General features: G+C 62.1%; 14 protein-coding genes. 5 read left to right on the top strand and 9 right to left on the bottom strand.

The window, feature by feature from the left end; translation table 11 throughout:
• Nucleotides 1-100: 100 nt before the first annotated feature.
• From KVQ74_RS01155 to KVQ74_RS01145, 3 genes are all read right to left on the bottom strand, one after another.
• On the bottom strand, nucleotides 101-376 hold the full coding sequence (locus KVQ74_RS01155) for an HU family DNA-binding protein (RefSeq protein ID WP_003213368.1): 276 nt from the start codon (nucleotides 374-376) through the stop codon (nucleotides 101-103).
• Nucleotides 377-565: 189 nt separating this feature from the next.
• The gene (locus KVQ74_RS01150; RefSeq protein ID WP_217829183.1) at nucleotides 566-1714 is read right to left on the bottom strand and encodes an NAD(P)/FAD-dependent oxidoreductase; all 1149 of its coding nucleotides are present in this window, start codon (nucleotides 1712-1714) and stop codon (nucleotides 566-568) included.
• Between the two features lie 21 nt (nucleotides 1715-1735).
• Nucleotides 1736-1903: a rubredoxin gene (locus KVQ74_RS01145; protein WP_084317722.1), complete on the bottom strand. Its 168-nt coding sequence runs from the start codon at nucleotides 1901-1903 to the stop codon at nucleotides 1736-1738.
• A 200-nt stretch (nucleotides 1904-2103) separates the two neighbouring features.
• Here KVQ74_RS01145 and KVQ74_RS01140 point away from each other — a divergent pair, with 200 nt between their 5' ends.
• Complete coding sequence (locus KVQ74_RS01140) at nucleotides 2104-2667, top strand: chorismate--pyruvate lyase family protein (RefSeq protein ID WP_217829182.1); 564 nt, start codon at nucleotides 2104-2106, stop codon at nucleotides 2665-2667.
• Nucleotides 2667-3557 carry a 4-hydroxybenzoate octaprenyltransferase gene (gene ubiA, locus KVQ74_RS01135; protein WP_217829181.1) on the top strand — a complete coding sequence of 297 codons (891 nt, stop codon included), beginning with the start codon at nucleotides 2667-2669 and terminating at the stop codon, nucleotides 3555-3557. The genes KVQ74_RS01140 and ubiA overlap by 1 nt, the downstream gene beginning before the upstream one ends.
• A gap of 52 nt (nucleotides 3558-3609) precedes the next feature.
• Here ubiA and KVQ74_RS01130 read toward each other — a convergent pair whose 3' ends face one another.
• Nucleotides 3610-3993 (bottom strand): COG4315 family predicted lipoprotein, encoded by a 384-nt coding sequence (locus KVQ74_RS01130; RefSeq protein WP_217829180.1) that lies wholly within the window; start codon nucleotides 3991-3993, stop codon nucleotides 3610-3612.
• 151 nt (nucleotides 3994-4144) lie between these two features.
• On the opposite strand from KVQ74_RS01130, the gene phoB reads away from it, so the two are divergent.
• From phoB to KVQ74_RS01115, 3 genes are all read left to right on the top strand, one after another.
• The gene (gene phoB / locus KVQ74_RS01125; RefSeq protein WP_003229608.1) at nucleotides 4145-4834 is read left to right on the top strand and encodes a phosphate regulon transcriptional regulator PhoB; all 690 of its coding nucleotides are present in this window, start codon (nucleotides 4145-4147) and stop codon (nucleotides 4832-4834) included.
• Between the two features lie 74 nt (nucleotides 4835-4908).
• Nucleotides 4909-6195 carry a phosphate regulon sensor histidine kinase PhoR gene (gene phoR / locus KVQ74_RS01120; RefSeq protein ID WP_264083933.1) on the top strand — a complete coding sequence of 429 codons (1287 nt, stop codon included), beginning with the start codon at nucleotides 4909-4911 and terminating at the stop codon, nucleotides 6193-6195.
• A 123-nt stretch (nucleotides 6196-6318) separates the two neighbouring features.
• Nucleotides 6319-7659: a hemolysin family protein gene (locus tag KVQ74_RS01115; RefSeq protein WP_217829178.1), complete on the top strand. Its 1341-nt coding sequence runs from the start codon at nucleotides 6319-6321 to the stop codon at nucleotides 7657-7659.
• A 6-nt stretch (nucleotides 7660-7665) separates the two neighbouring features.
• On the opposite strand, the gene KVQ74_RS01110 is transcribed toward KVQ74_RS01115, so the two are convergent.
• The 5 genes from KVQ74_RS01110 to pstA all read right to left on the bottom strand — a co-directional run bounded on the left by KVQ74_RS01110 (nucleotide 7666) and on the right by pstA (nucleotide 13315).
• Nucleotides 7666-8562: a peptidoglycan DD-metalloendopeptidase family protein gene (locus KVQ74_RS01110; RefSeq protein WP_217829177.1), complete on the bottom strand. Its 897-nt coding sequence runs from the start codon at nucleotides 8560-8562 to the stop codon at nucleotides 7666-7668.
• A gap of 182 nt (nucleotides 8563-8744) precedes the next feature.
• Nucleotides 8745-9704 carry a response regulator gene (locus tag KVQ74_RS01105; RefSeq protein ID WP_217829176.1) on the bottom strand — a complete coding sequence of 320 codons (960 nt, stop codon included), beginning with the start codon at nucleotides 9702-9704 and terminating at the stop codon, nucleotides 8745-8747.
• A gap of 166 nt (nucleotides 9705-9870) precedes the next feature.
• Nucleotides 9871-10632 (bottom strand): phosphate signaling complex protein PhoU, encoded by a 762-nt coding sequence (gene phoU, locus KVQ74_RS01100; protein WP_186531114.1) that lies wholly within the window; start codon nucleotides 10630-10632, stop codon nucleotides 9871-9873.
• A gap of 98 nt (nucleotides 10633-10730) precedes the next feature.
• The gene (gene pstB / locus KVQ74_RS01095) at nucleotides 10731-11564 is read right to left on the bottom strand and encodes a phosphate ABC transporter ATP-binding protein PstB (RefSeq protein ID WP_217829175.1); all 834 of its coding nucleotides are present in this window, start codon (nucleotides 11562-11564) and stop codon (nucleotides 10731-10733) included.
• Nucleotides 11565-11644: 80 nt separating this feature from the next.
• Nucleotides 11645-13315 carry a phosphate ABC transporter permease PstA gene (gene pstA / locus KVQ74_RS01090; RefSeq protein WP_217829174.1) on the bottom strand — a complete coding sequence of 557 codons (1671 nt, stop codon included), beginning with the start codon at nucleotides 13313-13315 and terminating at the stop codon, nucleotides 11645-11647.
• Between the last annotated feature and the right edge of the window lie 6 nt (nucleotides 13316-13321).

Genomic DNA, 13321 nt, shown 5'->3' with positions numbered 1-13321 from the left:
CCAGACAATTGCGACAGGCACAAAAAATGGGCATCCGACGCAGTCGGCATGCCCATTTTTTAATTACGGTTTTCCCCGTTATTCAGGGAGTGCGCCGTAATTACGGGTTGACGCTGTCTTTCAACGATTTGCCTGGCTTGAACGCAACGGTGTTGCTGGCCTTGATCTTCACCGGCTCGCCGGTTTGCGGGTTTTTGCCGGTACGGGCACCGCGATGGCGTTGCAGGAAGGTGCCGAAGCCGACGAGCGTGACGCTGTCCTTGCGGTGCAGGGCGCCGGTGATTTCTTCGAGAACGGCATTGAGAACGCGGTTGGCCTGCTCTTTGGTCAGATCCGCTTTTTCAGCGATTGCAGCGGCGAGTTCTGGTTTACGCATTAGTGAAGCCCCTTTGACGGTTTTTTGTTGTTATGTCCGTGCTGTTCTCGTTGGAACAGCGCCAAGGCGCCGCAGGCTCTACTCTGCGGCAGACGGGAGTGAGGATGGCACGCCCACCGGGGCGGCGCCAGTCTCAGGGCGACCTTTGTAGGGGCAAAAGCGGGGTGATTCCGACAGAACGACCGGTATTTACGCCAGCAGGGCCGGAAGCTGCTTGTTCAGAGCGAGTTTTTCCATGACCGCCGCCCCCGTCAGCGCGTAACCGAGCAATTGCCCGCCGGCGTCGTGACACAGGGCCTTGATGTCCGCGCCCTGCCCCTCCACCGTCCAGATGCCTTCGGCGCCCCGTGGCGGCGGCGACACCACCAACGGACAGACCGGAGTCTTCACAGTGATCGGCATCGGGCCGTAATTCACGGCGGTCGGGTTTCCCGCCAGGGTTTGTGCCAGCGCTCTCGCACAGCTCATGAGGGGCATCACGTACAGCAGATTCAGCCCATCGACCTCGGCGCAGTCGCCCAGGGCGTAGATGTTGGCGTGGGAGGTTTGCAGGTGCCGGTCGACGACCACGCCGCGATTGACCTGAATCCCGGCAGCCGCCGCCAGATCGATCCGGGGACGCAGGCCGATGGCCGACACCACCACATCGCAGGCGATGGTCTGGCCGTCGGACAGATGCGCTTCCAGGCCATCGGAAACTTTTTGCAGGCGCGTCAGCACCGGACCGAGGTGGAAGCGCGCTCCGAGGCTCTCCAGCCCGGCCTGCACCGCCGCCGCAGCGGCCGGGTGCAGCAGGGTCGGCATCACCTGCTCGCACGGGGCCACCAGTTGCACTTCGTAGCCACCCAGGATCAGGTCGTTGGCGAACTCGCAGCCGATCAGACCGGCACCGAGCAGCAGCACCCGGCGCTTGCCCGCCACCGCCGCCCGAAAGCGCGCATAGTCTTCAAGATCATTGATCGGGAATACCAGCTGCGCCGCATCACCTTCGATCGGCACACGCACGGTTTCCGCGCCCCAGGCGAGGATCAGGTCGCGGTAGCTCACCGCTTCCTCGCCGATCCACAGGCGTTTGTGGCCCGGATCGATGCCGCTGATGCGAGTGTGAGTACGCACCTCGGCCTTCAACTGTTCGGCCATGGCGCCCGGTTCGGCCATGCTCAGGCCGTCGGCGTCCTTGTTCTTGCCGAAACCGGTGGAGAGCATCGGCTTGGAGTAGGAGCGTCCGTCATCGGCGGTAATCAGCAGCAGCGGGGTTTCGCCATCGAGTTTGCGAAACTCCCGGGCCAGGTTGTAACCCGCAAGCCCGGTGCCAACGATTACGACAGGTGCGCTCATGCCCTACTCCTCAGTTTTTTTTCAGTTGATTTCGATCATTTCGAAGTCCATTTTGCCGACGCCACAGTCGGGGCACAGCCAGTCTTCCGGCACGTCCTGCCATGCGGTGCCCGGCGCAATGCCGTCATCCGGCCAGCCGTCGGCTTCGTTGTAGATCAGGCCGCAGACCACACATTGCCACTTCTTCATTCAGGTACTTCCTCAGGATTCAGGCTTTTTTGCCGGCGCGGACGGTCGATGGTGATGCGCTGCCATCCGGCTCAGGCGTTTTTGTACTGACCGCGTCGCCCGGATGCAAGCCTGTTCGGCATGCAGGCATCCGGGTCAATCAATATCGCGGGCCGCCATGGTAAGCTCGCCACCTCATTTGCGGCCAATACTGACTCATTGTGCAACATTCAAACTCCTCGTTCCCGGCGCCGCTGTGGCTGACCCAGGACAGCCTGACGCCCCTCCCCGACCCGTCCACGCTGGGCTGGCTGTTCGATGAAGGTTCCCTGACCCGCCGCCTGACCCGCCTGTCGAATGACGGCTTCAGCATCACGCCACTGTTCGAAGGCTGGCAGGCGTTGCGTGCCGACGAATGCGCGGCGCTGGACCTGGCCGAAGACAGCGAGGGCTGGGTGCGCGAGGTGTATCTGCACGGGCACGGCGAGGCCTGGGTGTTTGCCCGCAGCGTGGCGTCGCGCAGTGCCTTGCAGGGCGACGGCTTGCACATGGATGAACTGGGCAGCCGCTCGCTGGGCGAACTGCTGTTCTGCGATCACGCCTTCCAGCGTCGCGCCATCGAAGTCTGTCATTACCCTGAGGCGTGGTTGCCGCCAACGTCCCGAGCGCCCGAACTGTGGGGCCGTCGTTCGCGCTTCGACCGTGGCGCGCTGAGTGTGCTGGTGGCGGAAATCTTCCTGCCGAGCCTGTGGGACGCCGCCCGCGCCCATGCGGAGAATCGCTGATGTATCAAAGCCTGCTCAAGTCGCTGAACCGCTTGAACCCGCGCGCCTGGGACTTCATCCAGTTGACCCGCATGGACAAGCCGATCGGCATTTATCTGCTGCTCTGGCCGACGCTGTGGGCACTGTGGATTGCCGGCAAAGGCTCGCCGTCGCTGGCCAACATCGTGATCTTCGTCCTCGGCGTGGTGCTGACCCGCGCCGGCGGTTGCGTGATCAACGACTGGGCCGACCGCAAGGTCGACGGCCACGTCAAACGCACCGCGCAACGTCCGTTGGCGGCCGGCAAGATAAGTTCGAAAGAGGCGCTGGTGTTCTTTGCGCTGCTGATGGGCGTGAGCTTCCTGCTGGTGCTGTGTACCAATGCCGCCACGATCTGGCTGTCTCTCGGCGGTCTGGCGCTGGCGTTCAGTTATCCGTTCATGAAGCGCTACACCTATTACCCGCAAGTGGTGCTGGGCGCAGCGTTTTCCTGGGGCATGCCGATGGCGTTCACCGCCGAAACCGGTGAACTGCCGGCGGCGGCGTGGCTGCTGTACATCGCCAACCTGCTGTGGACGGTGGGTTACGACACTTATTACGCGATGACTGACCGCGATGACGACTTGAAGATCGGCGTGAAGTCCACGGCGATTCTGTTCGGCGAGGCGGATCGGGTGATCATCCTGACCTTGCAGGCCCTGTCACTGGGCTGCCTGTTGCTGGCCGGGTCGAAATTCGCACTGGGGATCTGGTTCCACCTCAGCCTGCTGGTGGCCGCCGGGTGCTACGCCTGGGAATTCTGGTACACCCGCGACAAGGACCGGATGCGTTGCTTCCGGGCGTTCCTGCACAACCATTGGGCCGGATTGGCGATCTTCGTCGGCATCGTCCTGGATTACGCGCTGCGCTGATCCACCCATGAATGTGGGAGCAGGCGAGCCCGCTCCCACAGGGGTTTCGCGGTTACTTGTGCTCGTGAACCACGTGCCACACGTCTTTCATGCCATCGCCCTTCATTTCTCCAGGCTTTTCATCCTTCACGAAGGTGTACAGCGGCTTGCCGTCGTAGGCGTATTGCATCATGCCGTCATCGCGCTTGATGACCGTCCATTTGCCTTCAGCCTTGGCACCCGCCGGCGCCATCATCGGCGGCCAGTTCTTGGCGCAGTCACCGTTGCACATCGATTTGCCGCCAGCGTCCTTGTCGAACGTGTAAACGGTCATGCCTTTGTGATCGACCATCATGCCGTCTTTCATCATGGCCGGTTCGGCGGCGAACGCCATGCCCGGCAGAGCAACGGCAGCAGCAAGCAACAGGGCTTTGAGGGAAACAGTCATTTGAGTCATGGAAACCTTCTTTTGTGGTTGTCAGGATTCGGACTTAGAGCTTAGTTCAGGATCCGCACAATCGCCGCTGGACTAAAATACTGTCACACGACTGCAATAATTCCGTTATCTAATGCGGCGCAAGACAGTTAAATGACAAGAGGATTAAGGCATGGTTGGCAGGAGCATTCTGATCGTCGACGACGAAGCGCCCATTCGCGAAATGATCGCCGTTGCGTTGGAAATGGCCGGCTATGACTGCCTTGAGGCCGAGAACTCGCAGCAGGCCCACGCCATCATCGTCGACCGCAAGCCGGACCTGATCCTGCTCGACTGGATGCTGCCCGGCACCTCCGGCATCGAGTTGGCCCGCCGCCTGAAGCGTGACGAACTGACCGGGGACATCCCGATCATCATGCTCACCGCCAAGGGCGAAGAGGACAACAAGATCCAGGGCCTGGAAGTCGGCGCCGACGACTACATCACCAAGCCTTTCTCCCCGCGCGAACTGGTTGCACGTCTCAAAGCCGTACTGCGCCGCGCCGGCCCGACCGATGGCGAAGCGCCTATCGAAGTCGGCGGCCTGCTGCTCGATCCGATCAGCCATCGCGTGACCATCGACGGCCGTCCGGCCGAGATGGGGCCGACCGAATACCGTCTGCTGCAATTCTTCATGACCCACCAGGAACGCGCCTACACCCGCGGCCAGTTGCTGGATCAGGTCTGGGGCGGCAACGTCTATGTCGAGGAGCGCACCGTCGACGTCCACATCCGCCGCCTGCGCAAAGCCCTCGGCGATGCCTACGAAAATCTGGTACAAACCGTGCGCGGCACTGGCTACCGGTTCTCTACCAAAGCCTGATCCGAGCGTCAGCCCCGTAGACAAGGACCGTATTTTCCGTGAACCAAAACTGGCATGGCACCCTGATTCGCCACATGCTGTTGCTGGTCACCGCCTGCCTGGTGATCGGCCTGATCACCGGCTATTACGGCTGGAGCCTCGCGGCGGGCCTGGGCCTGTACCTGGCCTGGACACTCAAGCAGCTGCTGCGTCTGCACGAATGGCTGCGCCTGCATCAGCCCGATGAAGCACCGCCCGATGGCTATGGCCTGTGGGGCGAGGTATTTGACAGTATCTATCACCTGCAACGCCGCGACCAACGGGTACGCGGGCGTCTGCAAGCGGTGATCGACCGGGTCCAGGAGTCCACCGCCGCGCTGAAAGATGCCGTCGTCATGCTCGACAGCGAGGGCAATCTGGAATGGTGGAACCGCGCCGCCGAAACCCTGCTCGGCCTGAAGACCCCGCAAGACAGCGGCCAGCCCGTGACCAACCTGGTGCGCCATCCGCGCTTCAAGGAATACTTCGAGCAGGACAACTACGCCGAGCCGCTGGAAATCCCGTCGCCGACCAACGACCGGATGCGCATCCAGCTGTACATCACCCGCTACGGCAACAACGAACACCTGATGTTGGTGCGCGATGTGACGCGCATCCATCAACTGGAACAGATGCGCAAAGACTTCATCGCCAACGTTTCCCACGAGCTGCGCACGCCACTGACCGTGATCTGTGGCTACCTGGAAACCCTGCTCGACAACGTCGAAGACGTGAACCCGCGCTGGAGCCGCGCCCTGCAGCAGATGCAGCAACAGGGCGGACGCATGCAGACCCTGCTCAACGACCTGCTGTTGCTGGCCAAACTGGAAGCCACCGATTACCCGTCGGACAACCAGCCCGTACCGATCGACACCCTGCTGCAATCGATCAAGAGCGACGCCCAGCAGTTGTCCGGCCAGAAAAACCAGCGCATCACCCTGGAAGCCGACTCGCGGATTCAGCTCAAGGGCAGCGAGGCGGAGTTGCGCAGCGCGTTCTCCAATCTGGTGTTCAACGCGGTGAAATACACCCCGGCCGAAGGCAATATCCGCATTCGCTGGTGGGGCGACGAGCAAGGCGCGCACCTGAGCGTGCAGGATTCGGGGATCGGCATCGACGCCAAACACCTGCCGCGCCTGACCGAACGTTTCTACCGCGTCGACTCCAGCCGCAACTCCAACACCGGCGGCACCGGCCTGGGCCTGGCGATCGTCAAGCACGTGCTGTTGCGCCACCGGGCGCGGATGGAGATCAGCAGCGTGCCGGGCCACGGCAGCACGTTCACCTGCCATTTCGCCCCGGCCCAGGTGGCTCAGGCGCGGGCGATCAGCGCCGCCGAGTAAGACCGACGGGCACACACCACTAGGCAATCGCCAAGTCAGCCGCTACATTGGCTGACTTGCGCCTGCCTTTCAGGTGCGGATTTATCTCTTTTTCGAATCACACGGAACCCGCAAAACTCCATCATGGACCCTTCCCCTGGCTTGTCCCTCGCTACGATTTTCGCCGATTTCGGCATGATTCTTTTCGCTCTGATCCTGGTTTTGCTCAACGGCTTCTTCGTTGCGGCGGAATTCGCCATGGTCAAACTGCGCTCGACCCGGGTCGAGGCCATCGCTGAACAACACGGCTGGCGCGGGCATATCCTGCGCACCGTACACAGTCAGCTCGATGCGTACCTCTCGGCGTGCCAGCTCGGCATCACCCTCGCCTCGCTCGGCCTGGGCTGGGTCGGCGAACCGGCGTTCGCGCACCTTCTGGAACCTGTACTGAGCGCGGTCGGGGTCGACTCGGCCGAAGTGGTCAAGGCGATTTCGTTCTTCACCGCGTTCTTCATCATTTCCTACCTGCACATCGTGGTCGGCGAACTCGCCCCGAAATCCTGGGCAATCCGCAAACCCGAGCTGCTGTCGCTGTGGACGGCGGTGCCGCTGTACCTGTTCTACTGGGCCATGTACCCGGCGATCTACCTGCTCAACGCCAGCGCCAACGCGATCCTGCGCATTGCCGGCCAGGGTGAACCCGGCCCGCACCACGAACACCATTACAGCCGCGAAGAACTGAAACTGATCCTGCACTCCAGCCGGGGCCAGGATCCGAGCGATCAAGGCATGCGCGTACTGGCGTCGGCGGTGGAAATGGGTGAACTGGAAGTGGTCGACTGGGCCAACTCCCGGGAAGACCTGATCACGCTCGAATTCAACGCACCGCTCAAGGAAATCCTCGCGCTGTTCCGTCGCCACAAGTTCAGCCGCTATCCGGTGTACGACAGCGAGCGCCAGGAGTTCGTCGGCCTGCTGCACATCAAGGATCTGCTGCTGGAACTGGCCGCGCTGGACCACATTCCCGAGTCGTTCAACCTGGCCGAGCTGACCCGCCCGCTGGAGCGCGTCTCGCGGCACATGCCGCTGTCGCAGTTGCTGGAGCAGTTCCGCAAGGGCGGCTCGCACTTCGCCGTGGTCGAGGAGGCCGACGGTAACATCATCGGCTACCTGACCATGGAAGACGTGCTGGAAGTGCTGGTCGGCGATATCCAGGACGAACACCGCAAGGCCGAACGCGGCATTCTCGCGTATCAGCCGGGCAAGTTGCTGGTACGCGGTGACACGCCGCTGTTCAAGGTCGAGCGCCTGCTGGGGATCGACCTCGACCACATCGAAGCCGAAACCCTCGCCGGCCTGATCTACGAAACCCTGAAACGGGTGCCGGAAGAGGAAGAAGTGCTGGAAGTCGAAGGTCTGCGGATCATCATCAAGAAGATGAAAGGCCCGAAGATCATCCTCGCCAAGGTGCTGATGCTCGATTGACGGGGTTTACTGCTTGCCCAACGCAAAGTTGGGCAACGCCCCCAGCGGCTGGTTGAACTGATACGGAATCGACACCAGCCCCAGCCCGGTATTGCGCTGCACCACGAAATGCAGGTGCGGGCCGCTGCTGTTGCCAGTGTTGCCGGACAGCGCCAGCGGGCTGCCCACCGTCACCCGTTGCCCCTCGCGCACGCTCACCGAACCTTGCTTGAGATGCAGGTACACGCCCATCGTGCCGTCGTCGTGCAGCACCCGCACAAAGTTGCCGGCGGGGTCATTGCCACGGCCGGTCTGCGAGTTTTCGGTCTTCACCACCACCCCCGCCCGCGCGGCGATGATCGGCGTACCCACCGGCATCGCGATGTCCATTGCGTACTTGTTCTTCGGCCCGAAGTGGCTGTAGTCGCCATTAGCGCCCTGACTCAGCCGGAACGGCCCGCCACGCCATGGAAACGGGTAGCGATAGCTCTGGGCAGCGCCAGCCGGGTCGCCAAGGGAATAGTGGAACTGCGGCGTATACACCAGCGGCTTGCCGCCGGAAACCGCCGTCAACAGCGCCAGCCGCGTCTTGCTGCGCGCCGGCAGCACCCGACGGATCGTTTGGGCCGGCGCGCCACGCACATTGCTCATCCCGGTAAACGCCAGCGCAACCTCGACCGGCGCATACAGGTCGTTGCGCACGAACACCACGTCCACGCCCTTCTGCTTCTTGATGTCGAGGTACACCTGACGCTCCAGGCGCTCGACCATCCGGTCCTGAAACACGAACACCTGCGAGCCTTTGCTTGGACGGTCGCTGTACGAGACCACTCCATTGGCATCGGTGGATTTGTAGATGGTCATGGCCACCGTCGCGGTGGAAGCCATGACCAGACCACAGAAAAACAGCAGGCGCACGAGCATGGGCAAAGGTTCTGTCGAAGGAAGGCCTGAAAAGAGCCTAGCAGCTGAGACAGACCAGGCTAGTCGACAGATGTTTCAAAATTGGCGCAGCGAGGGATGGACGGTGGTTTCCGTCGCGGGCAAGCCCGCCCCCACAAGGGCAACACATTTCAATGTGGGAACAGACTGTCAGGCGACGAAGATCACGCGCCCGGAACGAAGTGCTTCTGCGCCGTGCCGCGAGCGATGAGGCGGGAGATGTAGTCGAGTTTCTGCGCGTCCTGGTCGACGAAGCGGAAGGTCAGTTGCAGCCATTCGCTGTCCGGCTTCGGCTCGTGGGCGACGACGGCATGCAGGTAGCCGTTGAGGCGGGCGATTTCGGCGTTGTCGCCCTGCTCCAGGTCGAGCACGGCGCTGTCGAGTACCTGTGGCAGGGTCTCGCCGCGCTTAACCACCAGCAGCGCTTCCTTGATGCTCAGGGCCTTGATCACGCACTGCTGGTTGCCGCTTGGCAGACGCAACTGGCCCTGACCACGACCGCTGGACGGGGCGGCGGAGGCTGTCGGGGCCTTGACCGGAGGGCTGTTGAGCAAACCGCCACGGGACGGCGCGGCGGCCGCTGCCGGTGCAGCAGCGGCTGGCTTGGCGAACGGGTTGGCCGCAGCCGCAGCCGGCGCAGCACCGACCACGGCAGCCTTGCCGCCGGTCAATGCGCTCAGGGAGTCGTTGCCGAATGCCGAGTTCATCTTGGTCGGCGCGCTGTTCATCAGGGTGTCGAGCTTGCCGATCTTGTTCAGCGCCTGCTTGACCTTGGTCAGCAACTGCTCGTTGGTGAACGGCTTGCTGACGTAGCCGGAAACGCCGGCCTGAATCGCCTGCACGACGTTTTCCTTGTCGCCACGGCTGGTGACCATGATGAACGGCATGGTCTTGAGGTTGTCCTGCTCACGGCACCAGGTCAGCAGTTCCAGACCGGACATTTCCGGCATTTCCCAGTCGCACAGAACGAGGTCGAAAGCCTCCTTGGCGAGCATCGCCTGAGCCTTTTTGCCGTTGACGGCGTCCTCGGTGCGGATCCCCGGGAAGTAATTACGCAGGCACTTTTTCACCAGGTCACGAATGAACGACGCATCGTCCACGACCAACACACTGATCTTGCTCATCCAACACCCCTAAAAAAAATCCCGGCAAGCATAACGCTTTAATGATGGCACTTTGCCAAAACTCTTCAGTCACGCCGGGACTTTTCGTTCGCGGGTGCTGCTTTTGAATTCGAAAGCCGTAAAAAAAACGCCCGGCCAAAGGGCCGGGCGCTTTTCTCGGGCAATCTTACTTATCGTCAGCTTCGCCCGGAACATTAGCGGTTTCACCGCTTGTGCCTTCAACTTCTTCCTTCATGCGCTTGAGGCCCATGTGGCGCACATCGGTGCCGCGCACCAGGTAAATCACCAGCTCGGAGATATTGCGCGCGTGGTCGCCGATACGTTCCAGCGAGCGCAGCACCCAGATGATGCTCAAGACCCGCGAGATAGAGCGCGGGTCTTCCATCATGTAGGTCGCCAGCTCACGCAGGGCGGTCTTGTATTCGCGGTCGATGATCTTGTCGTACTGCGCCACCGACAGCGCCAGGTCGGCGTCGAAGCGGGCAAACGCGTCCAATGCATCGCGCACCATGTTGCGCACCTGATCGCCGATGTGACGCACTTCGACGTAACCACGCGGCGCTTCGCCTTCTTCGCACAGCTGGATCGCGCGACGGGCGATCTTGGTCGCTTCGTCACCGATGCGCTCCAGGTCGATCACCGACTTGGAGATGCTGATGATCAAACGCAGGTCGGACGCCGCCGGCTGGCGACGGGCCAGAATGCGCAGGCATTCTTCGTCGATGTTGCGTTCCATCTGGTTGATCTGGTCATCGATCTCGCGCACCTGCTGGGCGAGGCCGGAATCGGCCTCGATCAGCGCGGTGACGGCGTCATTGACCTGCTTCTCGACCAGCCCGCCCATGGCCAGCAAGTGGCTGCGCACTTCTTCCAGTTCGGCGTTGAACTGCGCGGAAATGTGGTGGGTGAGGCCTTCCTTAGAAATCATTGTGTTCACTCCGCAAAAGCGTTTAACCAGGAGCCGCAGGCTACAAGCTGCAAGCTGATTTTTGACGTACCCGAGCCGCTCGGCCCGCGCGCGCTCTGCTAGCCGTAGCGACCGGTGATGTAATCTTCGGTCTGCTTCTTCGCCGGGTTGGTGAACAGCGTGTCGGTGTCGCCGAACTCCACCAGTTTGCCCATGTACATGAACGCCGTGTAGTCGGACACCCGCGCCGCCTGCTGCATGTTGTGGGTCACGATGACGATGGTGAACTTGGATTTCAGTTCGTAGATCAGCTCTTCGACTTTCAGGGTCGAGATCGGGTCGAGGGCCGAGCACGGTTCGTCGAGCAGCAGCACTTCCGGCTCGACGGCGATGGTACGGGCGATCACCAGACGCTGCTGCTGGCCGCCGGACAGGCCGAGTGCCGAATCATGCAGGCGATCCTTCACTTCGTCCCACAGCGCCGCGCCTTTCAAGGCCCACTCGACCGCTTCGTCGAGAATGCGCTTCTTGTTGATGCCCTGGATGCGCAGGCCGTAGACCACGTTTTCGTAGATGGTTTTCGGGAACGGGTTCGGCTTCTGGAACACCATGCCCACGCGACGACGCAGTTCGGCAACGTCTTCGCCCTTGCGATAAATGTTGTTGCCGTACAGGTTGATCGCGCCTTCGACACGGCAGCCGTCAACCAGGTCGTTCATGCGGTTGAAGGTGCGCAGCAGCGTGGACTTGCCGCAGCCGGACGGGCCGATGAACGCCGTCACGCGCTGTTTCGGGATGTTCATGCTGACGTCGTACAGCGCTTGTTTCTCGCCGTAGAACAGGCTCAGGCCAGGTACTTCGATGGCCACGGTTTCCTGCTCCAGGCTCAGGCTCTGCTTATCGCGACCCAGGGCCGACATGTTGATGCCGTGGGTATGTGTTTCGTGCTGCATGGGAGGCTCCCTGTGCTAACAAATTCGGTTCAGTGGGCTGCCGGCAGCGGCCGGCAGCACTTCAATTCTTGAGGCGGTAATCAGCTGTCCAGCGCCTTGTACTTCTCGCGCAGATGGTTACGGATATAAACGGCCGACAGGTTCAGCGTTGCGATCACCAGCACCAGCAGCAGCGCGGTGGCGTACACCAGCGGTCGCGCCGCCTCGACGTTCGGGCTCTGGAAGCCGACGTCATAAATATGGAAGCCCAGGTGCATGATCTTCTGATCCAGGTGCAGGTACGGGTAGTTGCCGTCCACCGGCAGCGACGGCGCCAGCTTCACCACACCCACCAGCATCAGCGGCGCCACTTCACCGGCGGCACGGGCCACCGCGAGAATCATGCCGGTCATCATCGCCGGGCTGGCCATTGGCAGGACGATCTTCCACAGGGTTTCAGCCTTGGTCGCGCCGAGGGCCAGCGAGCCTTCGCGCACGGTACGCGGGATCCGCGCCAGACCTTCCTCGGTAGCGACGATCACCACCGGCACCGCCAGCAGCGCCAGGGTCAGCGAAGCCCACATCAGGCCCGGCGTACCGAAGGTCGGTGCCGGCAGCGCTTCAGGGAAGAACAGGCGATCGAGAGACCCCCCGAGCACGTAGACGAAAAAGCCCAGGCCGAACACGCCGTAGACGATCGCCGGCACACCCGCCAGGTTGTTCACTGCGATGCGGATCACCCGGGTCAGGGCGTTCTGCTTGGCGTATTCACGCAGGTACACCGCCGCCAGCACGCCGAACGGGGTGACGATCATCGCCATGATCAGGGTCATCATCACGGTGCCGAAAATCGCCGGGAAGATACCACCTTCGGTGTTCGCTTCACGCGGGTCGTCGGACAGGAACTCCCAGACCTTGCTGAAGTAGAAACCAAGCTTGGTGAACGTGCCCATGGCGTTCGGCTGGTAGGCGTGAACCACTTTGCCCAGGCCGATCTCGATTTCCTTGCCATTGGCGTCACGGGCGGTCAGGGCGTCACGGTTGAACTGCGCGTGCAGATCGGACAGACGCGCTTCGATGTCCTGATAACGGGCGTTCAGCTCGGCGCGCTCGGCATCCATGTCCGCTTGTGCGGTGGCGTCGAGTTTGCCTTCCAGCTCCAGTTTGCGACCGTGCAGACGGATGCGCTCCAGACCGGCGTTGATCGCACCGATATCGGTTTTTTCCAGCGACTTGAGCTGTGCGGCGAGCTTGCTCACGCGGTCGATCCGCGCTTGCAGCTCAGGCCAGGCCGCCTCGCCCTCGGCGATCACCTTGCCGTCCTGTTTGACATTGACCAGGTAGCCGTAGAAGTTGCCCCACTCGCGACGCTCCAGCGCCATCAGCTCCGGCGGCGTCTTCTGGTTGGTCAGCCACTCGCCGACGATCCAGGTGAAGTCGTTGCCGTTCAGGTCACGGTTGCCGACCTTGATCAGCTCGCGCGTCATGAATTCCGGGCCTTGATCCGGAACCGGCAGACCAGCGCTCTTCAATCGGGCGCGGGGCACTTCTTCCTTTTGCACCACTTCGCCGATGACCAGGTGATTGGCCTGGCCCGGTACGTCGTAGCTGGCATGCACCAGATCCGCCGGCCAGAAGTGACCCAGACCGCGCACGGCAATCACCGCCAGCAGGCCAATGGTCATGATGACCGCGATGGACACCGCGCCACCGCTGATCCAGACGCCCGGGGCGCCGCTCTTGAACCATCCATTCAGGGAGTTCTGTTTCACAGACTT

Origin of the sequence: Pseudomonas botevensis, from assembly GCF_019145475.1 — a bacterium.
Classification (GTDB): domain Bacteria; phylum Pseudomonadota; class Gammaproteobacteria; order Pseudomonadales; family Pseudomonadaceae; genus Aquipseudomonas; species Aquipseudomonas botevensis.
This window is presented reverse-complemented; position numbering and strand designations above follow the sequence as displayed.

Excerpts from the sequence above, each read along its gene's own strand:
- KVQ74_RS01155 (WP_003213368.1), bottom strand. The coding sequence starts at position 376 with ATGCGTAAACCAGAACTCGCCGCTGCAATCGCTGAAAAAGCGGATCTG.
- KVQ74_RS01150 (WP_217829183.1), bottom strand. The coding sequence starts at position 1,714 with ATGAGCGCACCTGTCGTAATCGTTGGCACCGGGCTTGCGGGTTACAAC.
- KVQ74_RS01145 (WP_084317722.1), bottom strand. The coding sequence starts at position 1,903 with ATGAAGAAGTGGCAATGTGTGGTCTGCGGCCTGATCTACAACGAAGCC.
- ubiA (WP_217829181.1), top strand. The coding sequence starts at position 2,667 with ATGTATCAAAGCCTGCTCAAGTCGCTGAACCGCTTGAACCCGCGCGCC.
- KVQ74_RS01130 (WP_217829180.1), bottom strand. The coding sequence starts at position 3,993 with ATGACTCAAATGACTGTTTCCCTCAAAGCCCTGTTGCTTGCTGCTGCC.
- phoB (WP_003229608.1), top strand. The coding sequence starts at position 4,145 with ATGGTTGGCAGGAGCATTCTGATCGTCGACGACGAAGCGCCCATTCGC.
- phoR (WP_264083933.1), top strand. The coding sequence starts at position 4,909 with ATGCTGTTGCTGGTCACCGCCTGCCTGGTGATCGGCCTGATCACCGGC.
- KVQ74_RS01115 (WP_217829178.1), top strand. The coding sequence starts at position 6,319 with ATGGACCCTTCCCCTGGCTTGTCCCTCGCTACGATTTTCGCCGATTTC.
- KVQ74_RS01110 (WP_217829177.1), bottom strand. The coding sequence starts at position 8,562 with ATGCTCGTGCGCCTGCTGTTTTTCTGTGGTCTGGTCATGGCTTCCACC.
- KVQ74_RS01105 (WP_217829176.1), bottom strand. The coding sequence starts at position 9,704 with ATGAGCAAGATCAGTGTGTTGGTCGTGGACGATGCGTCGTTCATTCGT.
- phoU (WP_186531114.1), bottom strand. The coding sequence starts at position 10,632 with ATGATTTCTAAGGAAGGCCTCACCCACCACATTTCCGCGCAGTTCAAC.
- pstB (WP_217829175.1), bottom strand. The coding sequence starts at position 11,564 with ATGCAGCACGAAACACATACCCACGGCATCAACATGTCGGCCCTGGGT.